Source organism: Mucilaginibacter daejeonensis, from assembly GCF_020783335.1.
GTDB lineage: Bacteria > Bacteroidota > Bacteroidia > Sphingobacteriales > Sphingobacteriaceae > Mucilaginibacter > Mucilaginibacter daejeonensis.
On sequence record NZ_CP086068.1, the window covers coordinates 115,106 to 139,271 of the forward strand.

Sequence of the window (24,166 nt, forward strand, 5' to 3'; positions counted from 1 at the left end):
CTTTGGCATTACCTTAAAGGAGTGCTCCAAAACAACTGAACCCTACAACAGGATCAGGGAGCTATTGTTCACATAAATTTAACATTATACCATAAATAGCTGTATAACAGCATGATAAAAATTCTATTTATAATCTACACCCATATTCACGAACATGAATGCCCATTTATCGGTCTCCTGCCCAATGATCTGTGCCGTTGAGCGGCCTGCTCCGTGGCCGGCATTGGTCTCGATGCGGATCAGTGTAGGAGCAGGGCCTTTTTGGCACTCCTGCAAACGGGCAGCAAATTTAAAGGAGTGCGCCGGTACCACGCGATCATCATGATCGGCCGTGGTCACCATAGTGGCCGGGTAGCTGGCCGGTTTGAGCGCGTGGTAAGGCGAATAGCGGTATAGGTATTTGAACATGCCTTCGCTATCTTCGGCGGTACCATAGTCATAGGCCCAGCCCGCACCTGCGGTGAATTTGTTGTAACGCAGCATATCCATTACGCCTACTGCCGGGAACGCTACCTGGCAAAGATCAGGGCGCTGAGTGATCGTTGCGCCTACCAATAAGCCACCGTTAGAGCCGCCTGCAATAGCCAGGAATTCTTTAGAGGTATATTTGCTTTTGATCAGGTATTCGGCAGCCGCTATAAAATCGTCAAATACGTTCTGCTTGCGTAGCTTGGTACCTGCTTTATGCCAGGTCTCGCCGTACTCGCCGCCGCCACGCAGGTTGGCTACGGCATAAATGCCGCCCTGTTCTAACAAAATAATGTTCGAGGTGCTGAAGGCGGGGGTAAGGCTCACGCCAAAACCGCCATAAGCATATAACAAAGTAGGGTTGTGCTCATTCAGCACCGTGCCTTTTTTGTAGGTGATGATCATTGGAACCCGTGTGCCATCTTTCGACTTGTAAAATACCTGCTTCGATTCATATAATGACGGGTCGAACTTTACGCCCGAGCGCTTATAGACCTCCGAGCGGCCTGTTGCTATATCATATTTGAAGATGGTAGATGGGTAAGTATAAGAAGTGAAGGTGTAGTAAATGTCCTTATCTTCCTGCTTGGCGCTGAAACCGCTTGCCGTACCTACCGAGGGCAGGGCCACGGCATGTTCCAGCTTACCGTTCATATCGTACTGTTGTACAAAGGTGGTGGCATCCTTCAGGTAGTGTGCAAAGAGCTTGCCTCCGGCGGTAGATACCTCAAGTACGTTCTCGGTCTTGGCGATCAGGTTCTTCCAGTTGCGTGGTTGGGGGTCGGCCGCATCGGTAACCACTAACCGGTAGGTAGGCGCATACAAATTGGTATGGATGTACAGTTTACTGCCTACATTGGCAATAATGGTGTGCACATTGTCCATGTTGTCAACAATGTTGGTGATCTTGCTATCCGGCTTGCTCAGGTCCTGAAAGTAAAGTTCGTTACCAGTGGTAGAGTTGGCGGCAGTGATCACCAGGTAGCGTTCATCTTCGGTCAGGTAAGCGCCTATGTAACGGCGAGGCGTCTGCTCGCCGCCAAAGATCAGCTTATCCTCACTTTGCGGTGTGCCCAGTTTGTGGTAAAAAAGCTTATGGTATTGCGTCATGCCCGAAAGCAGACTGCCTTCTTTAGGTTTTTCGTATGTGCTGTAATAGAATCCTTCGTTGCCTTTCCATGCTAGCCCCGAGAATTTAATGTCCTTCAGCGTATCGCCAATAATTGATCTGTCGGTAGCTCTCATCACGACCGCATTGCTCCAGTCAGATCCGCCGGCCGATGTTTGGTAAGCCGCCAGGCTACCATCCTTGCTGAACGATATACCCGAAAGGGAGGTCGTTCCGTCTTTTGAGAACTTGTTGGGGTCTAAAAATATCTCTGGCTGTCCGCCCTCGGCCTGACGATACAGCACCGACTGGCTTTGCAAACCATCGTTCTTATAAAAGTATGTATAACTGCCTTCCTTAAAAGGTGCACTGTAACGCTCATAGTTCCATAGCTTTTCGAGCCGTTGGCGTATGGTGTTACGATAAGGGATCTGGCTCAGGTAGGCTTGGGTCACCTTGTTCTGTTCGGTCACCCAGGCTTTGGTGTCCTCGGAGCGGTCGTCCTCCAGCCAGCGGTAAGGGTCGGGCACGCTGGTATCGAAGTAAGTATCGGTCACTTCGCCTTTTTTGGTTTGAGGATAAGCAGTGGTCTTGATGTTCATACGCTGTGCATAGCTGTTGCCGCAAATTAACACGGCAAATAACATTAAGGGCTTAAAAATTTTCATATCAATAGTTATGTAGCTGATATTGAGTGCTTAAATATAAGGATAGCAGTCAATTATCAAAGCATGGCTTAAAATGCGGTAGCAATCCAACATTCATACAATGGTTACGTTATGGTAACGATGATGAACCAACACAAAGGCATTTCCATGCCGGTGCCTGCCTTAACACGGGTCAACTTATTATATTTGGGCAAGTTATGAGTAACCCGTATCAAAGCAAAAAAAGGTGGAAGTACCTGTTGCTGTTCTTTGCCGTGATCATTGCAGGCAGTTCGCTGCTATATACCAATTACCTGGTCAAGAACATTGCCCGCAGCGAACGCACCCGCGCACAGGTATGGGCACGTACCATGAAGCAGGTACTGAGCACCATAGATGAAGATCACCTGAACTTTGTTTTTTTGGTGCGCGATAGCTTGAGCGTGCCGGCCATCGTTACCGACGAGAGCGGCGAGATCAAGACCACCCGCGGGCTCGACTCTACCAAGACCTTTATTGATATACCACCCGAGCCTGAAAAGAACCCTGATCCCAAGAAAAAGAAACCACCTGTTTACGACCCGCAATATTTTGAGAACGAGCTGGCTACCATGAAGGCCCAGCACCAGCCTATCCGCATCAGCATACCGGGCTTTGGCGGCAGCTACTGGCTGGTGTATTATAAAGATTCGCAGCTGCTTACGCAACTGAAGGTGTTCCCTTATGTGCAGCTATCGATCATTGCGGTGTTCCTGATGGTGGCTTACTCGGCGTTCAGTTCTACCCGTAAATCGGAGCAGAACCAGGTTTGGGTAGGCTTGGCCAAAGAGACAGCCCACCAGTTGGGTACGCCGATCTCATCATTACTGGCTTGGATCGAGTTGTTAAAAGATAAGTTCAATGCCGAAGAGGACCCGCTCATTGCCGAGATGTCGAACGATGTGAAGCGTTTGGAAGTGGTGGCCGATCGCTTTTCCAAGATCGGTTCGCAGCCCGTGCTGGAGCAGCACTCGGTATATGATGTAGTAAAGGATTTTGTGGACTACTTTAGGGTGCGTGTTACCGATAAGATCACCTTTGAGGTGAACGGCGACCATTACCTTACGGCAGGGATCAATGTGCCGCTATTTGATTGGGTGATCGAGAACTTGCTTAAAAATGCCGTGAACGCCATAGAGGGTAAGGGCAGTATCAAGGTAGACATTGCCGCCAATAAGACCCGTAACCTGGTATATATCGATGTGACCGATACGGGCAAAGGTATCCCACGGTCCAAATTTGCTACCGTTTTCAGGCCAGGCTATACCACCCGAAAGCGTGGCTGGGGGCTTGGCCTATCGCTCACCAAACGTATGGTAGAAAATTACCACCGCGGACAGATCTTTGTGAAAGACTCGGAAGTTGGCAAAGGCACAACTTTCAGGATCATCCTTAAAAATACCAGCCATGACCAGGATACAACCGCCTAAAGCATATGAATACGCGCCCTTTTATGCTAACTACGTAAAGCTGGCCGCCGATAAGGGTGATGTTATGAGCACATTAACCGCCTTAAAGGATAGCACCTATAAACTGTTCATGTCCATCCCGGCCGAACGAGGCGACCATGCCTATGCGCCTGGTAAGTGGACCATAAAGCAGGTGCTGGCCCACCTAATCGATGTGGAGCGGGTGTTCGCTTACCGCTTGTTATGCTTTATGCGGAAGGATGCTACACCACTTCCTGGCTTTGATGAGAATGAATATGCTGATCATCACGATGTAGCAAAGCGGTCGTTGACCGATCTGGCGCAGGAGTTTAAAGATCTGCGCTCGGCGAACTTATACCTGTACCGTTCAGTAACGGCCGAAGCCTCGCTAATTCAGGGCAATGCCAATGGAAACGTGATGTCGGTAAGGGCACAGTTGCATGTGATCGCCGGGCATGAGCTGCATCACCTCAACATTTTGTACGAACGTTATTTATTATGACGAAAAAAGGCCACCCCTACGGATGGCCTTTGCTGTCGATAAGGCTTTTACTGGCCGGTTATACCAGGTCCTTTTCTTCGATGTGAGCTACTGGTCTTTCATGCTCTACCACTTCTTTCTTTTCGATGCGGTATGACAGGAATAGGCCGATGCCGCCAAATATAGCGATGAGACTGAAGTAGATCGCTTCGTTATCGCTCATGGTGTCGGCAAATACGGTGCGGTCAAGTATCGATGCCAGGAACAGGCCCAAGCCGGCGCCGATCAGCAGTAAACCCCATTTCAGATTTTGGTAAGGGGCCGATTGCGGCTTGTAACGGCGAGGGTCCATGCCACGCTCGATCATGGCCATCTTTTCACGTTTGTGCAGGTAAACTATTCCGAATATCATGGCAAATAAGCCAAGTGGAACCAGGATCGCGATGAGTTCTTTAGGGAATTCCATAGTATTAAAGTGTTAAAGTTATTGTATCTGTTTCAATTAGTTATCACCCTCGTGGTGCGTTTCTGTGTACTATGACCACACACTTTTTGATCAGGTTACACAGGTATCACAAAAATTTTTAAAAAAGATCGTTAACTGTAAAAAGTGCCTTGACGCGCTCAAATTCGAGGTTAAGAAAGTCTTAAATTTCAAATTTTCACAAACCATATGAATTTTCAGATGTAAGAGAGGGTAGCATTTCAGAATGTAACTGATCTGCTACAAATAACATATCTTATGAAAAAATTCAACTTATTAACACTCGTAGCGGCATTATTGCTAAGTGTATCGGCAAGTGCCCAGATCCAAAAAGGCAATGTATTAGTAGGCGGCGACCTGGCTAATTTGAACCTTGGTTTGGACAACTCAAAACGTGTAAGCTTTGACATTATGCCTAAAGCTGCCTGGTTCGTTCAGGATAACCTGGCTTTGGGTGGTTACGTACGTTTTGGTATCGACGGTGCTAAAAACTCTGCAACAACTACCCGTTACGGTATCGGTGCATTAGGCCGTTACTATGCTGGTCCCGAAATGGAAGTGGTTAAACACGGTCGTTTCTTTGGTGAGGTGAACGTAGGTGTAGGTGGCGTTAACGTAAGCGATGGTGGCGGCAAGACCAATGGTCTTGATCTTGGCTTCGGTCCTGGTTTCGCATACTTCATTACTCCTAACGTAGGTTTAGAGACCTTGTTGAAATACCAAGGTGTGATCGGCTTCGGCAGCGCTACTACTCAAAACGCGTTGAACCTGTCGTTCGGCTTCCAAATCTACCTGCCAGGTCAGGCAACAGCTAACCGTATCAAAAGCGGTCGCTAATAATTAACGTAGTACAGTTCGATCAAAGGCCATCGGTATCACACCGGTGGCTTTTTTATTTATGCACAGCTTTACTTATATTTATAAGCGACCAATCTTCTCGGCACTATGGAAGTTAAACCTGTATTTGCACCGGTGCTGGCCATACCTAACGGCACCACCGATATAACCTTTTATGTTAAGGCCTTTGATGCTATCGAAGTGATGCGCTACAGCAATGATGATGGTAGCATTCACGTATCGGAGCTATCTATAAATCGCGCTATATTTCACCTGCACGAGGCAATGCCTAATTCGGGCCGCAGCACACCTTTGCAAGTGCCTTCTACGGTATACATCGGTCTTTTTGTGAATGATGTACAGGCTGTGTTCGATCAGGCCATCGCTGCCGGCGCCAAAGTGCTTACGCCCGTCACCGATCATGATTACGGATATCGCCAGGGCGAATTCGAAGACCCGTTCGGGCACAGATGGGTCATTCAAAAAGTGATATGACCAGCGAGATAGCGCAGGTCGTAAATAATTAGGCCGATCTTTTTGAAAAAAAGCTGTAACCTCTTACTCACCCGTGTGGTCATAGCTGTTGTAAGATGCAAAGCAAGCTTTCGGATATTGAACTGATAGAACAGACCCTGGCGGGTGACCAATCGGCCTATGCCGACCTGGTGAAACGCCATCAGCGGTTCGTGTTCACGCTGGCTATGCGCTTTACCAAAACGCGCGAAGATGCGGAAGAGGTAGCGCAAGATAGCTTTATCAAGGCTTACCGCTCTTTACAAAATTTTGAAGGTCATAGCAAGTTCAGCACCTGGTTTTACAGTATCGTGTATACCACCGCCATGACCTTTTTGCGCAAAAAACGTTTAGATACCTCGTCATTAGATGATGAGAACAACTTTATACAAGTAGATAACCAGGGCGGCGGTATGGATAATGACCTGGCCGAGAACCGCTCCCGGTCATACTACCTGAACCAGGCCATTGGGCAGTTATTGCCCGATGATGCCCTGATAATCACCCTGTTCTATATGGGTGAACAGAGTTTAGAAGAAATAGCCGTAACTTTAGGCATTGAGCCTAACAACGTGAAGGTGAAACTATTCAGGGCGCGCCAGCGTTTGAAAGAAAAGCTGGAGCGTACGTTAAAACACGAAGTAAAGGAATTGATATGAGCAACATTGAAGAAAGGTTGTGGAATTATGTGGATGGTTCCTGTTCAAATGAGGAAAAAATTGCCATCGCACACCTGATCGCTACCGACGAGGCTTACCAGCAAGCGTATCAGGAGATCTTAGCTTTTGATCAGGAACTGCAAACCAGCATTGAGATAGAAATGCCGCCAATGGCCTTTACTTACAAGGTAATGGAGTCCATACGTGCCGAAGAGGCAGCTAAGCCCTTGAAAGCCAACATAGATACACGGATCATTAAAGTGATCGCTGGCTTTTTTATCGTGACCATTGCGGCATTGCTGATCTTTGCCCTGGCCAGCACCGATTGGTCGGCCGGCACTACTGCTAAGGTGAACATACCGGTCAAAGTGAGCCTGCCAGAAGTGAAGAATTACTTCAATGGTTCTATGCTGAAAGGCTTTTTATTCTTTGATGTGGTGTTCGGGTTGTTCCTGTTCGATGCCTATTTACGCAGGCGTAAACACCAGGAAGCGTAATTTTCCCGACACTAGTGTATAGAATTTTGAACAGTGATTTAGCGTCGTAAAACATCTTTTTTGGTTATAAGATAGATGAAGCGAGCAAAAGCATCAATCATAGCACAACATTAAAAAATTTAAAATTAGTTTCAAGGCTTGTGAGTTTGGTACGCTAATTGTTATAACATACACGAATTGGTAAACTTACCAATTTAATTGTGATAAGGTTTAGGTTGAAAGTCCCCCGGTGCAAGACTGGGGGGCTTTTTATTTTGTACCTACCTGTCAAGTGTTACATGCGTTTCATGCGCCGCACTCATCCTCAGCGATCCTGCTAAGTATTGTTATTTCTGGATATTTCTTGAAAAAGTCGGGTTTTTACAGATTTTGCAGTAACTGAACGCGGGGAAAGTTGGGGAATTTCGTTACAGGCGTGAAACAGCCCCACCCAGACCCTCCCCGGGAGGGAGGGCTTTAAATTTAAAGCGAACTACACCGTCATGGTGAGGTACGAAGCCGTCTCTGCAAAGGAAATGTATCCAGCCGACCAACCAACCCGTCGTAGCGAGGCACGAAGCCATCTTTGCCGAGGAAATGTATCCAGCCGACCAACTAACCACCCCGTCATGGCGAGGTACGAAGCCATCTCAGCGGAGGACGAGTTACCCAACCTATCATGTCAAGGTGGCTTGCTATCGCAGCGCTGCTTAATTGATATATGGTTCGTATGTTCAACCTTTCGCTTACAGAAACACACCCCTGCCCCTCTCAAGAGGGAAATTGAAGACGCCTCTTTGTTGCTGGCGCACGCGTGCCGCGTGTGCTGCATCGCAAACGCTATTAACCTAACTCACATGACCAAACGCCTACAATAGCCCCCGTTCCCGCAATTCTTTACGGCGTTCTTTGTCTAAACGTTTCTGTTCACGCTTGGCATCCCTTTCGCGTTTTTTGGCGGCATCGGCCGAGTCGGCAAGGGCTTCTTTCTTCCTGTCGGTGCTGTCCTTTTTACCGCCACCGAACAGACGTTTGAAAAAGCCGGGACGGTCTTCCTCTTTGGTTTGTTGTGCTTCGCCAGGTAGCATCATGCCACCGGCACCTTCGTCATCAGGATTGTTCTGTAACAGGCTGTCAACTGCTGCAGTATCGGTGATCGGCATCTTTGGCCTTAGTGACTCTTTTAACCTTACGCTATAAAAGCCATAAGCGCTGCTATCAGGTTGCGTCCAGCCTCGTTTGGCCATCAGGTTACCAATGAGTCTGAAATAGCCATGCAAGCGGTAACGTAATGATCCATCAGGCTCAAAGGCATACAGGCCATTCTTAGGGTTAGGAACGATGCTGGCTAAATAGATACTCTCACCCAGGGTTAGCTCAGCAGGCGATTTGGCAAAATAATAGCGCGACGCCTCACCGATACCGTAAATATTGCGGCCCCATTCAATGATATTGAAGTAAACCTCCAGCATGCGGTCCTTGGTCATGATGCGGCCATTTTGGATCAGCCACACGATGAGTATCTCCTCAAATTTGCGGGTGAGCGTTTTTTGGCGCACCAAAAAGGCGTTCTTCACCAACTGCATAGATATGGTACTACCACCACGTTTAAAGCGCTTTTCTTTAAAGTCCTCGGCAATGGATTTACGTAACGACTCCTGCACGAACCCATTATTGGTCAGGAACGATGGATCTTCGGCGGTCATGACCGCATAACGCAGGTTGGGCGATATTTCGGTGATCGGCGTGTAATTAGGGTTCGATGGACCGATAGTGCGCGGCGGCATAGGCTTACCCTTCTCGTAAGGGGTGTAAACGAACTCGCGGTTCAAACGACCCAGGTCCACCTTGCCAAATTTTAGTATCCTGAAGTCCTGCTTGGCCAGGCCCGATTCAAATTGAACATCATCAGGGTTAGAGGTGTCCAGGAACAAGTGGGCATTGTAACGCAGCTTACCGGCTACCTGTATACCCTCTAAAGATTCGAACAAGCCTTGTGGGAACGAATCAAAAAAGTCTTGCGCATCCTGCCAGTCGGTATGTACCTTAAGCGTGTACATTTTCACCGGCCTGATCTTGTATTTAAGGTAAGGGTGAATGTTCAGTTTCTTCAGGTGGATCACTGAGGAGCTGTCGAGCGCCACATACTTATCACCTACAAAAACGTTCGCATCTATGGAGCCATCGGGCACCACCACATCACGGGCCGATAGGGCAGGGTGGTTCACCAGCAGGTTCTTGACCGAACAGTAGGTGTACACCTGCGTTTCATTGCTGCCGTGCTCTACCTTGTTAAGGCGGGTGGTCAGCGTATCAAAGTTAAATTTAAGCTTGAATTTTTTCTCGATGAGGGGCAGCTCTACCTTTTTGCCATCGGCATAAAGCTTCACGTCGATCTCTTTATCGCTCGGGTGCATCTTGCCGGCAAAGTGCCAAACCGATTCGCGGTCATTCACCTCAATGGTCGAGGTCAGGTCACCATCGTAAATGCGGGCCTTGCGTGCCATCAGCTTTACCTGGTTGCTATCATCGGCAAAGGTGATCCTGAAGTTGCGGAGGTCAAGGTTGTCGGGGATCTTGTACAGTACCTCGTTAATGAGGTTGTCGGCAAATTCATTAAGTCCTGAAGTGCTTTTGGTGCTGGTGCTGTCCTTCTTTTTACGGAAAAGGAAATCGAAGTTGCGTACGCCGTTCTTGCTGATCAGGCTCAGGAAGCCATCTTTCAGGATCACGTCAGACAGTTTGACCTCGCCCAGTACAAGGGGCATCAGCTTCACACTTACCGAAAGGTCATTGATATGGAAGAGGGTATCGCGCTGAAAGGGCACCACCGTGATGTCATGAAAGGCCACGGTGCTGAGGCCGGTAAATTGGGCCGAGCCTATTTTGACATCTAAATTATGATCACGCTTAGCTTTAGCCGTAGCTTTGTAAATGGCTTTTTGCAGCAGTGCGCTCCGTTTGGTGTATGCCACGTAACCAGCTATAACGCCGATAAGAACGAGCACACCGAGTACGATCCCGGCAATGCGAAGGTATTTTTTGGAGGTGAGGCGATGCATCAGAAAAATTTATCAAAGCTATATCCTTATCGGCTATAAAACGATCTCGAATTGCAAATATTTCTTTAACAAAAGCATTGAGCCCCTGTTTTAGTATTTTTGCGGTAACCCTTTAATCATGCAATTGACCAAAGAACAAGTTTTACAGGCACTTAGTAATGTTGAAGAACCCGATCTGAAAAAGGATCTGGTAACGCTCAACATGATCCAGGATATTCAGATAGACGGTAACAAACTGGCCTTTTCGGTAGTGCTCACCACACCGGCATGCCCCCTCAAAGGGCTGATCGAGAATGCCTGCCGTAATGCCATCAGCCACTTCATCAGCCCCGAGGTGGACGTGACCGTTAACATGACCTCGCAGGTGACCACGCAAAAGAACACCGGTGTGCCGGGCGTTAAAAATATCATTGCCGTGGCCTCAGGTAAAGGCGGGGTAGGTAAGTCTACCGTGGCAGCTAACCTGGCGTTGGCCCTGGCCTCGACCGGTGCGCAGGTAGGTTTGATAGATGCCGACATATACGGTCCATCGGTGCCGATCATGTTCGGGCTTGAGGGCGCACGCCCCAAAGCCACTCAGCAGAATGGCAAGACCCGTATAGAACCGATCGAGAAATATGGCATCAAACTGTTGTCTATCGGCTTCTTTACTGATCCTAACCAGCCAGTGCCATGGCGCGGGCCAATGGTATCCACAGCGGTGAAACAACTGTTCAACGATGCCGAGTGGGGCGATCTGGATTACCTGGTAGTGGATCTGCCGCCGGGCACAGGCGATATTCATATCACCGTTACCCAAAGCTTTCCGATCACCGGTGCCGTGATCGTGACCACACCGCAGAACGTGGCCCTGGCCGATGCAAAAAAGGGTGTAGGTATGCTTATGATGGACAGCATTAACGTGCCTATACTGGGCGTGATCGAGAACATGAGCTACTTTACCCCGGCCGAACTGCCTGACAATAAGTATCACATATTTGGACAAGGCGGAGGCCTGGCCCTGGCCGAACTGGTAGGCGCACCATTTTTAGGTGAATTGCCATTAGTGCGCAGCGTGAGCGAAAGCGGCGATGCAGGCAAGCCGGTGGTACTTACCGATGAAGGTGTGATGCACAAGGCCTTTGTACATATTGCTGAGCGTGTTGCTCAGCAGATCGCGATCAACAACGCACGCGCCACCAATTACGCCGACGTGACGGATCGCTAAAAAATAGTATCTTTACATTTAATAAATCACATGACCATGGATCTGGTAGAAGAGGTAGAAAAAGCATTGAACACCATACGCCCATACCTGGAGGCCGATGGCGGCAATGTTTCGGTAGAAGAGATCACCCCTGAAAAGGTGGTGAGGTTAAAGTTACTGGGTTCATGCGGATCATGCCCGATGAGCATCACCACCTTTAAAGCCGGCATTGAGCAGGCCATTATGAAGGCCGTGCCCGAAATAACCGGTGTTGAAGCCATTAACCTTACTGATATAGACGACCCTAACGCGGTGTTGCCTTTCAACATGCGTTAATTGTTAAGTTATGTTAAATGCGCACTGTGGTATGATACCGGTGCGTATTTTTGTTTTACAACAAAACCAATTAGCCCTGCCTGCCGTAATAAAATAGGATAGCTGGTGTTGATATAGGATGAAACTACGTTCGCTTATTTTAATGGTGTGCCTGTTAGCAGGTATAGGTGCTTTTGCTCAAACCAATAAGGGCAATAGCAACAGGCCATTGGTGCAGTTTACCGGCATCATTTACAATGCCGATAGCGCCAAGGTGATCGTACCGTATGTGACCATCACTAACCTAAGCAACAGCAACTCGGTATACGTGGGTAACTATAAAGGCTATTTTTCCTTTGTGGTGCATGAGAACGATACGTTAAGATTTACGGCCGTCGGTTTTGCCCCGCTGGATATGGTGATCCCTACTGATCTGGATAGCCGTAGTTACACGGTGCGTTTGGCCATGAAGCCGCAGGTGATCAGCCTGCCGGCGTTCCACATGTTCCCGTGGGCCACTACCGATGAGTTCAGGAAAGATTTTTTGACCATGAAGCTGGCCGATGACGACCTGGAACTTGCCCGCAAGAACCTGAGCAAGGGTCTCACTACAGTACCCTCATACGCCTCTATGCCGAGGGATGCCAACGAGATACAATCAGACATTGGCCGTGATATGCACAACAGGGTGATGAACTCGCACTCGTTGATGCCAAATCCGTTGCTTAACCCACTGGCCTGGGGCAGCCTGATCAAGCTGATTACCGATGGTGGCAGCAAGTCGAAGAACTAAGTTCCCATAAGATATTTATAAACAAGAAATGCCGATCTGATCGGCATTTTTTGTCATTAGATATATTGGCTTAGAGCTCCACACTATCACCAATGGCAGGCAGTTTCAGGTTCAATCCTGCTTTCAGGAATTTCTCCTTAGCCTCATTGGTATCGATCTTGATCACCGGGAAGGTATCGTAATGTACACCGATAATATCCTTGCAGTTGATCATGTCGGCCGCTTTGATGGCGTCATCTATACCCATAGTATAGTTATCACCGATCGGTAGGATGGCCCAGTCAAGGTCCTCACCGGCTAATAATTGCATATCCATGGTCAGTGCGGTATCGCCGGCAAAGTAGATCTTTTTGCCTTCGGCATAGATCACAAAACCTGCGGGCACACCACCGTAACTACCGTCAGGCATGCTGCTCGAGTGCAGGGCGTACACCATTTTCACTTTAAAGCCACCAAAATCGAAGCTTCCGCCAATGTTCATGCCGTGCGCACCCTCAACGCCATGGTTGCCTAACCAGCCGGCGATCTCGGCTATACAGATCACTTTGGCTCCGCTTTGCTTTTGAATAGGTAAAAGGTCGGCCACGTGATCGCCATGACCATGTGATACCAGGATATGGTCAGGCTTTAAGGCGCTTACATCGATATGTTTGGCCAGTTCGTTAGGCGTAATGAACGGATCGAACAGTAAGGTGTTGCTACCCGTTTTGATCTCGACCGTTGAATGCCCGTAATACGTGAGTTTCATAAGTTAAATCGTTTATTGTTAAAGACAAAGTTATATATCCTTGTTTGAACATTGATGTAAAAAAAGTGTCGCGCTGCATGGCACGATCGTGCGATCGGCGTCGCCATCCTGTTCGATCTGATCAGGCCATGATGTGCTGGCTTGATCCGTTGCCATTTTAAAAAGATGGCGAAATAGGCTTTAATGTTATAGCAAAAGTTAAGACCGGCTTTCGTAAGAGTAAAACATTTTTGCTACAAAATGCGAACAAGCCCACCATTGCTATCGCCTCATTGCTAATACCTTAGCCCTTGTCCGTAAGCCAGAACGGACGCCAATTGAACCTTTTAAAAACGAACATGATGAACATGAGAAGAAAACTATCTTACCTGATGATGTTGGCCGTGTGCCTTGGTAGCTGTAAAAAAAGCGAGGTAGCCCAAGATGGCAACACCACGCCAGCCAACGGCGGCAAAAAGGAGGTGCTTGCCACCTCGACCGTTGATGCCAGCGTGGTACAACAGACCGTACAAGGCTTTGGCGGAGCCAGCATACCGATCTGGATCGGCGACCTGACCTCGGCGCAGCGTGAAAAAGCGTTCTCGACCACTAATGGCATCGGCCTGAGTATATTAAGGGTGATGGTGCCGACCAGCAGCAGCCAGTTCGCGGCCGAAAAGCCTACCATCGACGCCGCTAAAAGCTATGGTGCCAAGGTGATCGCCACGGCCTGGAACGCGCCATCATCCATGATGGATGGCCTTAAGCTCAAGACCAGCTCTTATGGTGACTATGCTGCTCACCTGAGCTCCTATAACAGTGCCGTGGGTGGCGTTTATGCGATCAGTCCGTGGAACGAACCTAATTACTCGGCCTCGGGCTGGATGGGCGGTACGGCCACCGAGATCGCCAACTTTGTGGCGGCACAAGGCAGCAACTGCGGCGCGCCGATCATGGCACCCGAACCGTTGGACATGAGCCAATCATTCATCAACACTTACCTGAGCAACGCTACCGCCAAATCGAAAACGGCTTTCGTTTGCGGGCATATCTACGGCGCTAACCCGTACAACCTGGGCAACATCGGCAAATCAGTATGGATGACCGAGCATTACACCAACTCGCAGATCAGCGGTAACGACTGGGGCAACGCCATGAACGCCGCCAAAGAGATACATGATTGCATGACGGCCGGCTGGGCAGCCTATGTGTGGTGGTACATCCGCAGGAGCTATGGGCCTATAGATGAGAACGGCAACATTACCAAGTTGGGTTACGTGATGACGCATTTTGCCAAATATGTGCGCCCGGGATCAAGCAAGATATCATGCAGTGCCAACCCTACAACAGGCGTGTACATGACCGCCTACAAGAACGGCTCCAAGATCGTGATCGAGATCGTGAACCAGAACACCGCTACCACCTACCAAACCTTCAGTATAGGCGGCGCTACCGTTACCGGTTTTGATCGTTACGTGACCACCAGCAGTGCTAACCTGGCGGCCAGCACCGTTACCGTTTCAAACAATAGCTTTGGGATAAACCTGGCACCATCAAGCGTTACCACGTTGGTGTCGCAATAAAGATAATTAACGCAAAAAGCCTCCCATCCGGTCTGGCCCGGTAGGGAGGCTTTTTTGTGCCATTAAGTTCAAATGAGCTCTATTTGCCGAACATGCCACCCAGGTCGCCGAACATGTTCTTGGTCATGGCAGCCATCTCGGCCTGGTTCACGTTCTCGGCCTGTTCAAGGGCTTTGTTCACAGCCAGTACCATCAGTTCTTCCAGCTCTTCCTTATCGGCCTCCTTTAAAAATTCAGGATCGATGTTGATGCTTTGCAATACCTTGTTGCCATTGGCCACCACGGTTATCTTTCCGCCCTCTACCGAGCCACTTACCTGAATGCCGTCCAGGCGTTGTTTTACTTCGCCAGCCTTTTGCTGAGCCTCAAATAATTTATCGAACATAATGTTTTAGTTAAGTAGTTGATATGTTAAGTGTTGAGAGGTCGCTTAGCTGATGGTTATTCACCGATCAACTTATTCAACCACTCACTGATCTCAATCTTCTGCTGTTTCACCGGTACCTTTATAGGCATCCTTGCGCACTACAGGCATGCCGGTCATCTTGTAAAGCTCATCCAGGTGCAGCAAGCTGCCATTCACCAGGTTGCCCAATAGCACGATGGTGACGTCGTTCTTCAGGTCGCGCAAAAAGATGTGCCTGAAACCGTGCCACCAGCCGGTATGGTAAACCACTTTCTGGTCTTTATCTACAAATATACGCCAGCCGTAACCATAACTAAAATGCCCGCGAATAAGCGGCAACACATGGGCCGTATAAGCCGAATCCTGTGTGGCACGCTTGATCAGCCGGCCCGCTTTCAGTGCCTGATCGAACAGGTACAGGTCGGTAATGGTACTATAAATGCCCTTGTCACCTACGGGACCATCCAAAAAGTTCTGTGCAACCGAATAGCGCCAGCTGTTACGGTCGTGGCCCACCACATCTACCGGTATCTTATCGTAAGTGGCTTTGGAGTAAACGGCCGTGTGGGTCATGCCTGCCGGTTTAAAGATATGCTCCATCATATACTGAGCATAAGGCATGCCGGTCACCTTCTCAATGATGGCGCCCAGCACCATATAATTAGAGTTATTATATAAAAAGCGCGCATTAGGCTTGTTGAACGGCGCAGGTTTGTATTGCGCGATCAGGTCCATCACCTGTTTGTTGGTGATCCCCTTGCGCTGATCGAGGTGCTGCGAGCGGTACAGGCCATCAACGAAGTACACATAGTTCATCATGCCCGACCTGTGCGTAAGCAGCAGCCTGATCGTGATGCCTGCATACGGAAAATTAGGGTAGAACTCACGTACATCCTGGTCCAGCTTGATCTTACCTTCTTCCCACAACTGCATAATGGCCGTACCTGTCATGGTCTTAGATACAGACGCCAGCTCAAAACGTGAACCCAGGGTCAGGCTATCGCGCGTTAAGTGGTTGGCCCACCCGAACGAGCCTTCATAAATGATCTTACCTTTTTTGGCTACCAGCACATTGCCATTGAAGTGACTTTTGCGGTGCAGTTCCTGCATAAAAGCATCGATTTTCTTATCTTTGTTCTTAAGATCGAATTTAAGGAGCTTGTGCGGTTCATAAGGTTCTCCCGAGTTATTGACACCATTTTTTTTATCAGAATGGGAACAGGAAGATAACAACGCCGCGGCTACTACCGCGGTCAAAAAAAATTTATTCAGGAACATCATAAGAGCTACAATCCGAAAACTTAACGAATGCGAAATTTAGAAATTATAACACATTTATAGACTATTATTTTGATCATTTCGTTATCTTACTCAACAAAGATCTGAAAGATCTCCTATTTAACTTGAACTATAAGTTATTAAATACGTAGAATCAGGAAAATATGAAAAAAGACTTTTGCATCATATCCAACAACTGCTGGGGAGGAGAATTGTATCAAAAGCATCACCTTCCTTTTAATTCTCCATTCATCGGTCTATATGTACCGCCCGAAGGTTTCTTGAAAATTTGCAATGACCTGCATGGCTACCTGGCAAAGCCACTCAAGTTCATCGAGGAGTCAAAGTACATTCCCAAAGAATCGCTGAACTATCCTCTTGCCCTTTTGGGTGACGTAGAGATACACTTTATGCATTATAAAAGTGAGAAAGAAGCAACTGAAAAATGGTCGCGCCGAGTTAAGAGGGTGCCTAAAGACCCGAAAAAGATCTTTGTAAAGGCTTGCGACTCCGGAGTAGAAGATCGGGACAAGTTCAGTGAGCAATGGAATACTATACCTTACACTAAGATCTATTTTTCGGCCAAACCGAATGATAACATTGATGATCTTACCTGGATATTCAAGTACGAGGACAAACATTTTCCGGATGGAAAGGAATTGTACAAGGTTTCCAAGCAGTACGTCAGCATTCGGAAATGGCTTTCACGCAAGCCTTATAAAATGAGCCGGTCGCTGACCAAGGTGCTGCATATGCTTTATCTGGCTACTCCACATCGCTTTAGGCATCTGGCTTAACGCGTCTGTGTGCAGGCGCAATGGTAACGCGATCGTTACTGTGCAGGTTGTGCTGAAAGTCGGCAACAACACGCAATGTTAATATTGGGCTAACATTGTGCCTGTACTTTTGCCGTAACTCGACCAACGGCATGTACACTCAACGCACAGACGAAGAATTAGTAGAGCTTTTGAAGCTTGACGATGACCCGGCGCTCAAGGCTTTGTTCCATCGGTACTACAAGTTGCTATGCAATGTGAGTACCGTGTATACCCGCGACCATGCTGCTGCCGAAGAGATCGTGGCCAACCTTTTCATGCGCCTTTGGGACAACCGGCACTCGTCGGCCATTCAGCATGTGAAGAGCTATCTGCTGGTGTCGGTCAAAAACCTGTCGCTTAACTATCTGCAAAAAAAGAAGGAGCCTGTCAGCTTTGTTAAGGACATAGCGGCCGACCATCTGACGGTAGCCGACAGGGCCACGCCTTTCCATATCATTTCGGGACGTGAGACGTATGACCGCATCCTGGCGGCCATTGATACGCTACCCTCTTCGCAACGCCAGGTACTGCTTATGAGCCGTGTAGATCATTTGAGCAAACATGAGATATCCGAAACCCTCGGCATATCGGTACGCACGGTAGAGACCACACTTTACCAGTCCATCCAAAAGCTGCGTATGCTTTTAAAAGGTCGTTACGACCTTTCTGGCAATTAACAATTATTTAATTAACGCATAACAGACCCTGCTACGTATCGGTGCGGTCTTACCCTGTCTACAGGAGTAAGCACACGATAATGGAAGAACAGGGGCACCGGCTCATCATTGAATATTACGAAAAGACCATCAGCGATGAGGGGCTGACCCAACTGCAGGAGTGGATAGAGCAGGGGCCCGAGAATCTTGCGCAGTTCAGCGAGACCATACAGATACTGGAAGCTGCTAAGTTAGCCCATCAACATACCGACCATTCGAAGCAAAGCTGGAAAAAGGTGCAACAGCACATTGCCGATAGCACCGTGCCTGTAAGGCCGATACGCAGCTTCGACTTGAAATGGATAGCCGCCGCGGCCGTCATACTGATGGTGTGCCTGATCGGCCTGTTCTGGATCAAGCAAAGACCCGAGTATGTTGAGGTGGCCAATGTGAACGGCCAACGTTCTAAGATCACCTTGCCCGATGGTTCCATAGTTCACCTGGCGGGTGGTAGCAAAATCAAATTCATCAAAGGTTTCAAAGACACAGAAAGGGGAATCACACTTAGTGGCGAAGCTTTTTTTGATGTGGTACACATGGATGCCAAGCCTTTCAAAGTAAAGAGTGGACGCATCACCACCGTGGTTTTGGGTACATCGTTCAATGTGAAAGCTTACGAGGCCGATCATGCCGTGGCCGTTACGGTGCACACAGGCAAGGTAGGCGTGCTGGCAACTATAAATGGGGTTACCCGCCTGGTGAAACATCTTACCCCCGGCGACCAAATCCATATCGATACCCATACCGGCCTTTACAATACCCGCTCGGTCAAAGCTGATCGCATTGCCGGGTGGATGAATAATGACCTCGATTTTTATGATACGCCGTTGCGCACCATTGCCGCTACGATGGAGCGCCAGTACGGTGTGCAGGTCCAATTCACCGACCCCGAATTAGGCGACATCAAACTGACCGTAAAATTCAGTAACAGCTCGCTGCCCGAGGTGCTTGAAACGCTTAGCGCCTTGTCAGGCCTGGCGTATGACCGTACGGGCACGCACATATATTTCTCTAACAATGATCAAAAAGGAGGAAGCATTATGAGATAACTTTTCCGCGACACGTCTTCTCAATTCTGATAAAAAAAGAAACCGGGAGCGCTGGTAACGGTCCCGGTGGTCTTCAAATTCAACTCACTTCCGATAAGTATAAATTAAGTAAATATATGAAAAAGATATGGTTGGTGACCATTCTGGTTTTAATGGTGCTGCCGCTATGCGTGATCAACGCAGTAGCGCAAACGGTGCTCAATAAGCGCATCACTTTTGGTGCCGAAGGCATAACGCTCAAAGAGGCTTTCGGTCAACTGGAAAGATCGGGTGATGTAAGCATCAACTACAACAACAATATTTTGAACGATAAACGCATCGTTCGGGTGGCGCGTGCTCAGCGCACCGTTCAGGAGGCACTCAACTTGCTGCTGACCGGTACACAACTGACCTATCGCCAGGCAGGCGAAAAAAGCATCCTGATCACGGCCACCGATGGTAAAAGGATCACCATTCAAGGTACCGTGGTAGATAACGATGACTCGCAACCTCTGATCGGCGTAGCCTTAATGGATGATCAGCGCCATGCGTTAGGTATGACCAATAACAATGGCGACTTCAACATCAGCGTGCCGGCCAACTCATCTGTTACCCTGAACTACATTGGTTACTCGCCGTTGAAAATCAGCTATGGCAGCAGCCAAAGTAAACTGACCGTGCGCCTGATGCGCGAGACCGGCCAGTTGGACGAGGTGGTAGTTACCGCTCTGGGTATCAAACGTGAGGAGAAATCACTTGGTTACGCAGCATCGGTAGTCAAGAACGAGCAACTTACCCAGGCGCTGTCCAACAATTGGACCGACGCGCTTTCGGGAAAAGTGGCAGGTTTGAATCTGATCCGCTCTAACAGTGGCCCAGCGGGATCCAACAAGATCATTTTACGTGGCGAGAACAACCTGACCAGCGGCGAGGATAATGAGGCGCTGATCGTGGTTGATGGTATCGTGATCAGTAAAAGTAGCGGACGCCGTTCGGCCGTTGCCGGCGAGGGCGTTTACGGTACCAGCAGCGATAACATGCCTGCCGACTACGGTAGCAGCGTGAATGACCTCAACCCCGAGGATATCGAATCGGTAACGGTATTGAAAGGTGCCGCAGCCGCTGCATTGTACGGTCAGCGCGGTGCTAATGGTGCGCTGATCATCACCACCAAATCGGGCACGGCCAAAAAGAAAGGCTTGGGGATCACCATCAACTCGAACACGGCTTTGGAGAGCGTGAACCGTTGGCCAGATCTGCAATATGAATATGGCCAGGGCACAGGAGGTGCTAACTACTACTCGTATGGTGCCGGTGTTGATGGCGCAAGTACCAGTGGTACCAGCTCGGCCTATGGCCCTAAGTTCGATGGGCAAATGTTCTTTCAGCTTGACCCGGTGACCCAAACCCGGTCTACCGTGCGTACCCCTTGGGTGCCTTATAAGAATCAGATCCGCGAGTTCTTCCAAACCGGTAGTACTTACACCAACTCGATCAGTATCGATGGTGGTGGCGATCGTACCACGGCCCGTTTCTCGGCCACTAACGTGACCAACAAATGGATCACGCCTAACACCGGTTACAACCGTAACTCACTGGCCTTATCGGTCAATTCCAAGATCAATGATAAGCTGACCATCGGCTCTAAGGTGAACTATAATAACCGCTGGAGCGATAATCTGCCGGGTGCGGGTTATGGTAACCAGTCGCTTATGTACTGGTTCATATTCTGGCAACCCAACGCCGACCTGAACTGGCTGAAGAACTACTGGCGCAATGGACAGCAGGACAGGCAGATCTTTTACCCCTACAGTACCTTCCCCGAGAACCCTTACGCGGTATCATACGAGTTCCTGAATAAGAGCAACCGTAATGCTCTTACCGGCAACATGCAGGCCACCTATGCGATCACTAAAGCGCTGAGCTTGCAGGTACGCGCCACGCTGGATATGAGCTATGAGCAACGCTCGCAGCAACGCCCTTATGATGCAGGCACCAAATACCCTAAAGGTTCATACCGCACGCAGAACATCTACACCCAGGAGGCCGGTGCCGATTTCCTTTTACGTTACAACAAAAAGCTGAACAAGGACTTTACCCTGACCGCCACCGCCGGTGGTAGTATGCTGCGCAATAAATATGTAAAGGACGAGGTACGTGCCGACTCACTGGTATACCCAGGCCTGTTCACCATTGCCAACAATGCCGGTCCGCTGGTTACGTTGCCTAACCAGGCCCGTTACGCGCTCAATAGTTTCTACGGCGTTTTCTCAACCAGTTTCAAGGATTATCTGTACCTGGATATCACCGGCCGTAACGACTGGAACAGTACGCTGGCCACGCCTACCCGTAACGGTAACTCGTCGTTCTTCTACCCATCGGCAAGTTTAGCGTTCCTGGTTTCAGAAGCGTTCAAGATGCCGCAGTCTATCGATTACTTTAAACTACGTGGATCGGTGGCCGATGTGGGCAGTGGTGGTAATACGCCATACGTTACCTCGCTTAACTACGCACCGGCAGGCAGTACCTTCTCAGGCGGTTTGGTGAACCCAACACGTTTAGCCAACCCATCACTGAACTTTTTGAAGACCACCACCATTGAGGTAGGTGCAGAGATGCGTTTGTTCAAGAACCGCGCTGGATTTGACATTGCCCTATATACCGGCAATACCCGCAACCAGATCCTGAACCGTGTGATCGATGCCGCCTCGGGCTACCGTGAGGCCATTATCAACGCCGGTAAGGTGAATAACAGAGGTATCGAGATCGCCTTGAACGGCACCCCGATCCGTACCAAAACGTTCGACTGGTCATTGTACAGCACCTTTACCTCCAACCGTAATACCATCAAACAACTGGCCGATAGCTCATTCGTGATCCGTACCGGTCCTACCGGTGGCGGCCAGATCGTGGCTAAAGTTGGCGGCAGCATGGGCGACCTTTACGGCCGCGGCTACCAGCGCTCACCCGACGGGCAGATCGTTTATGATCCATCAACCGGTTTTGCTAAACTGGCCGATAACGTGGTTTATCTGGGCAACACCATGCCTAAGTGGCGCACCAGCTTGGGTAGTAATTTCCGTTACAAGCAATTCAACCTCAACGTATTGTTCGATGCGCAGTTCGGTGCGGTGGCTTACTCACTGTCGAATTATAAACTGGCCGAGCAAGGTAAGACCTCGATCACCCTGCCGGGCCGTTACAACGGTATCATTGGTAAAGGTGTGGTACGTAATGCTGATGGCAGCTACAGCCCTAACACCACTATCGCCAGTGATATTGACGGTTACTACCGCTCGCACTATGGTATCGATAACGCCGAGGGTAATACCTTCTCTACCGATTTTATCAAGTTCCGCGAAGCTAACTTGAGCTACACGTTCAAACCTACGTTCACCAAAAAGCTGGGCATACAGCGCGCCACCATAGGCGTGTATGGCCGTAACCTATTCCTGTGGACCAACTGGCCGGTATTTGATCCGGAATTTGGTACCCTGGCCGGCACCGACATCGTGCAGGGCTTTGAGGTGGCACAGTTCCCATCTACCCGCAGCTATGGCTTTAACCTCACTATTGGCATATAACACAACGTCCCAAAGCAATGAGAAAGAATTTAAATAAGATCCTGACCCTGATCGTGGCCGCCGCGCTGGTGTTGCCATCGTGCCAAAAGGATTTTCAGCAGATCAATACCGATCCTAACGGTACCTCCAATGCCCAGCCGCAGCAGTTGCTGGCACCGGCACTGGTGAACACACTGACCATTAACATGCTGCGCAGCCGAAACTTTAACAATGAGCTGATGCAGGTGACCGTTGACCCGGGTGATTCAGAAGGCAAGGTGTTTCGTTACGATGTTAAACGTACCTGGGCCGATTATACCTGGAACGGCTGGTACACCCAACTGATGAACTTTAAGGACATCTATGATATAGCTGCCCGCCCCGAGATCAATAACAAGGCTTTTATGGGCATCGGGCAGATCTGCCAGGTATGGCTGTTCTCGCTTCTGACCGATACTTATGGCGATATCCCGTACTCACAGGCCCTGAAGGCCCGCGACGGTAACTTTAGCCCGGCCTTTGATAAGCAACAGGACATTTACCCCGACCTGTTCAAACGTTTGGAAGAGGCCAATACCCTGCTGACCGGTGCGGCCAACGTGCCATCTAACAGCGACCCGGTATTTGCGGGAAATGCTTCCAAATGGCGCAAGTTCGGTAACTCGTTGTACCTGCGCTTGTTGTTGCGTGTATCGGGCAAGGCCGAAGCATCAGCAGCGGTCATAACCAAGATCAAACAGATCGTGGATACCAATGCGTCCGATTACCCGATCATGGTAGACAACAGCGACGCCGCGGTATTACGCTGGACAGGTGTTGGCGCCCTTACCTCGCCATTTGTAGGTGGTGTACGTGAGCAGGACTGGCGCGCATTGAACATTGCCGAGTTCTTTATCAATAACCTGAACACCTGGCAAGATCCGCGCCTGGTACAATTCCGTTGGCCTATCGCCACTTACATGGGTAGCTATGTAGGGGTGCCGAGCGGTTATACGCCGGGTCAGGGTGTGGTGAGCAAGTCCTACTTTTTATCGACCACCTCGGCCACCACGTTAATGACCGACCCATTGATGGGTAACATCATGAATTTTTCTGAATTGCAGTTCATACTGGCCGAGGCTGCTACCAAAGGCTGGATCTCAGGTTCGGCGGCAAACTACTACAAGAACGGTGTGCTTACCGGTATCACTTTCTGGATACCTACCTACACCACGCCGATCGATACGTACATGACCGCTGCCGACATCAACTGGAACGAGAGCCTAAGCCTGGATGGTAAGATGGAAAAGATCCACCTGCAAAAGTATTACTCGATGTTCTGGACCGATTTTGAGCAATGGTTCGAGTACCGCCGTACCGGCCACCCGATACTGCCAAAAGGCGCAGGCCTCCGCAATAACGGGGTGATGCCGGCCCGTTTGACCTACCCGGTATACGTACAATCGGCCAACGCGGCCAACTATTCCGCTGCCGTGGCCGCACAAGGACCAGACGAGATCAATACACAGGTTTGGTGGCAACGCCCGTAAGCATACCGATCATTTTAACT

At 49.2% G+C, this 24,166-nt stretch carries 21 protein-coding genes; 15 read left to right on the forward strand and 6 right to left on the reverse strand.

Annotated features, from left to right (window positions below):
- Positions 1-123: 123 nt before the first annotated feature.
- Entirely contained in the window at positions 124-2,244 is a 2,121-nt protein-coding gene (locus tag LLH06_RS00555; protein WP_228171288.1) for a prolyl oligopeptidase family serine peptidase, read from the reverse strand.
- A 197-nt stretch (positions 2,245-2,441) separates the two neighbouring features.
- Here LLH06_RS00555 and LLH06_RS00560 point away from each other — a divergent pair, with 197 nt between their 5' ends.
- On the forward strand, positions 2,442-3,692 hold the full coding sequence (locus LLH06_RS00560) for a sensor histidine kinase (RefSeq protein ID WP_228171289.1): 1,251 nt from the start codon (positions 2,442-2,444) through the stop codon (positions 3,690-3,692).
- Entirely contained in the window at positions 3,670-4,194 is a 525-nt protein-coding gene (locus LLH06_RS00565) for a DinB family protein (protein ID WP_228171290.1), read from the forward strand. The genes LLH06_RS00560 and LLH06_RS00565 overlap by 23 nt, the downstream gene beginning before the upstream one ends.
- A 58-nt stretch (positions 4,195-4,252) precedes the next feature.
- On the opposite strand, the gene LLH06_RS00570 is transcribed toward LLH06_RS00565, so the two are convergent.
- Positions 4,253-4,639 carry a DUF6249 domain-containing protein gene (locus tag LLH06_RS00570; RefSeq protein WP_228171291.1) on the reverse strand — a complete coding sequence of 129 codons (387 nt, stop codon included), beginning with the start codon at positions 4,637-4,639 and terminating at the stop codon, positions 4,253-4,255.
- Positions 4,640-4,915: 276 nt separating this feature from the next.
- Between LLH06_RS00570 and LLH06_RS00575 the strand changes: the two genes are divergently transcribed.
- The 4 genes from LLH06_RS00575 (at position 4,916) to LLH06_RS00590 (ending at position 7,163) form a co-directional block, all read left to right on the forward strand.
- Positions 4,916-5,494 (forward strand): hypothetical protein, encoded by a 579-nt coding sequence (locus LLH06_RS00575; RefSeq protein ID WP_228171292.1) that lies wholly within the window; start codon positions 4,916-4,918, stop codon positions 5,492-5,494.
- Between the two features lie 108 nt (positions 5,495-5,602).
- Positions 5,603-5,989: a VOC family protein gene (locus LLH06_RS00580; RefSeq protein WP_228171293.1), complete on the forward strand. Its 387-nt coding sequence runs from the start codon at positions 5,603-5,605 to the stop codon at positions 5,987-5,989.
- Between the two features lie 95 nt (positions 5,990-6,084).
- Entirely contained in the window at positions 6,085-6,666 is a 582-nt protein-coding gene (locus LLH06_RS00585) for an RNA polymerase sigma factor (protein ID WP_228171294.1), read from the forward strand.
- Complete coding sequence (locus LLH06_RS00590; protein ID WP_228171295.1) at positions 6,663-7,163, forward strand: hypothetical protein; 501 nt, start codon at positions 6,663-6,665, stop codon at positions 7,161-7,163. Before LLH06_RS00585 ends, LLH06_RS00590 begins: the two co-directional genes overlap by 4 nt.
- Before the next feature lie 848 nt (positions 7,164-8,011).
- On the opposite strand, the gene LLH06_RS00595 is transcribed toward LLH06_RS00590, so the two are convergent.
- Positions 8,012-10,204 carry a transglycosylase domain-containing protein gene (locus LLH06_RS00595; protein WP_228171296.1) on the reverse strand — a complete coding sequence of 731 codons (2,193 nt, stop codon included), beginning with the start codon at positions 10,202-10,204 and terminating at the stop codon, positions 8,012-8,014.
- Between the two features lie 118 nt (positions 10,205-10,322).
- On the opposite strand from LLH06_RS00595, the gene LLH06_RS00600 reads away from it, so the two are divergent.
- From LLH06_RS00600 to LLH06_RS00610, 3 genes are all read left to right on the forward strand, one after another.
- Complete coding sequence (locus LLH06_RS00600) at positions 10,323-11,411, forward strand: Mrp/NBP35 family ATP-binding protein (protein ID WP_228171297.1); 1,089 nt, start codon at positions 10,323-10,325, stop codon at positions 11,409-11,411.
- Positions 11,412-11,447: 36 nt separating this feature from the next.
- Positions 11,448-11,726, forward strand: a complete 279-nt coding sequence (locus tag LLH06_RS00605; protein WP_228171298.1) for a NifU family protein — start codon at positions 11,448-11,450, stop codon at positions 11,724-11,726.
- A gap of 118 nt (positions 11,727-11,844) precedes the next feature.
- Positions 11,845-12,498, forward strand: a complete 654-nt coding sequence (locus LLH06_RS00610; protein ID WP_228171299.1) for a hypothetical protein — start codon at positions 11,845-11,847, stop codon at positions 12,496-12,498.
- Between the two features lie 70 nt (positions 12,499-12,568).
- Here the strand turns inward: LLH06_RS00610 and LLH06_RS00615 are convergent, their stop codons facing one another.
- Positions 12,569-13,246: a metal-dependent hydrolase gene (locus LLH06_RS00615; RefSeq protein WP_228171300.1), complete on the reverse strand. Its 678-nt coding sequence runs from the start codon at positions 13,244-13,246 to the stop codon at positions 12,569-12,571.
- A 347-nt stretch (positions 13,247-13,593) separates the two neighbouring features.
- On the opposite strand from LLH06_RS00615, the gene LLH06_RS00620 reads away from it, so the two are divergent.
- Positions 13,594-14,808 carry a glycoside hydrolase gene (locus LLH06_RS00620; RefSeq protein ID WP_228171301.1) on the forward strand — a complete coding sequence of 405 codons (1,215 nt, stop codon included), beginning with the start codon at positions 13,594-13,596 and terminating at the stop codon, positions 14,806-14,808.
- A gap of 79 nt (positions 14,809-14,887) precedes the next feature.
- Here LLH06_RS00620 and LLH06_RS00625 read toward each other — a convergent pair whose 3' ends face one another.
- Positions 14,888-15,193, reverse strand: a complete 306-nt coding sequence (locus LLH06_RS00625) for a YbaB/EbfC family nucleoid-associated protein (RefSeq protein ID WP_228171302.1) — start codon at positions 15,191-15,193, stop codon at positions 14,888-14,890.
- A 93-nt stretch (positions 15,194-15,286) separates the two neighbouring features.
- Positions 15,287-16,324: a serine hydrolase domain-containing protein gene (locus tag LLH06_RS00630; protein WP_394800303.1), complete on the reverse strand. Its 1,038-nt coding sequence runs from the start codon at positions 16,322-16,324 to the stop codon at positions 15,287-15,289.
- A gap of 332 nt (positions 16,325-16,656) precedes the next feature.
- Here LLH06_RS00630 and LLH06_RS00635 point away from each other — a divergent pair, with 332 nt between their 5' ends.
- From LLH06_RS00635 to LLH06_RS00655, 5 genes are all read left to right on the forward strand, one after another.
- A complete protein-coding gene (locus LLH06_RS00635) occupies positions 16,657-17,289 on the forward strand; it encodes a DUF1919 domain-containing protein (protein WP_228171303.1) in 633 nt (210 codons plus the stop codon).
- A 131-nt stretch (positions 17,290-17,420) separates the two neighbouring features.
- Positions 17,421-17,987 carry an RNA polymerase sigma factor gene (locus tag LLH06_RS00640; RefSeq protein WP_228171304.1) on the forward strand — a complete coding sequence of 189 codons (567 nt, stop codon included), beginning with the start codon at positions 17,421-17,423 and terminating at the stop codon, positions 17,985-17,987.
- Positions 17,988-18,067: 80 nt separating this feature from the next.
- Complete coding sequence (locus LLH06_RS00645; RefSeq protein ID WP_228171305.1) at positions 18,068-19,075, forward strand: FecR family protein; 1,008 nt, start codon at positions 18,068-18,070, stop codon at positions 19,073-19,075.
- Between the two features lie 116 nt (positions 19,076-19,191).
- Positions 19,192-22,638, forward strand: coding sequence for a SusC/RagA family TonB-linked outer membrane protein (locus LLH06_RS00650; RefSeq protein ID WP_228171306.1), 3,447 nt, complete (start codon positions 19,192-19,194; stop codon positions 22,636-22,638).
- A gap of 17 nt (positions 22,639-22,655) precedes the next feature.
- On the forward strand, positions 22,656-24,146 hold the full coding sequence (locus LLH06_RS00655) for a SusD/RagB family nutrient-binding outer membrane lipoprotein (RefSeq protein WP_228171307.1): 1,491 nt from the start codon (positions 22,656-22,658) through the stop codon (positions 24,144-24,146).
- The last annotated feature ends 20 nt before the right edge of the window (positions 24,147-24,166 follow it).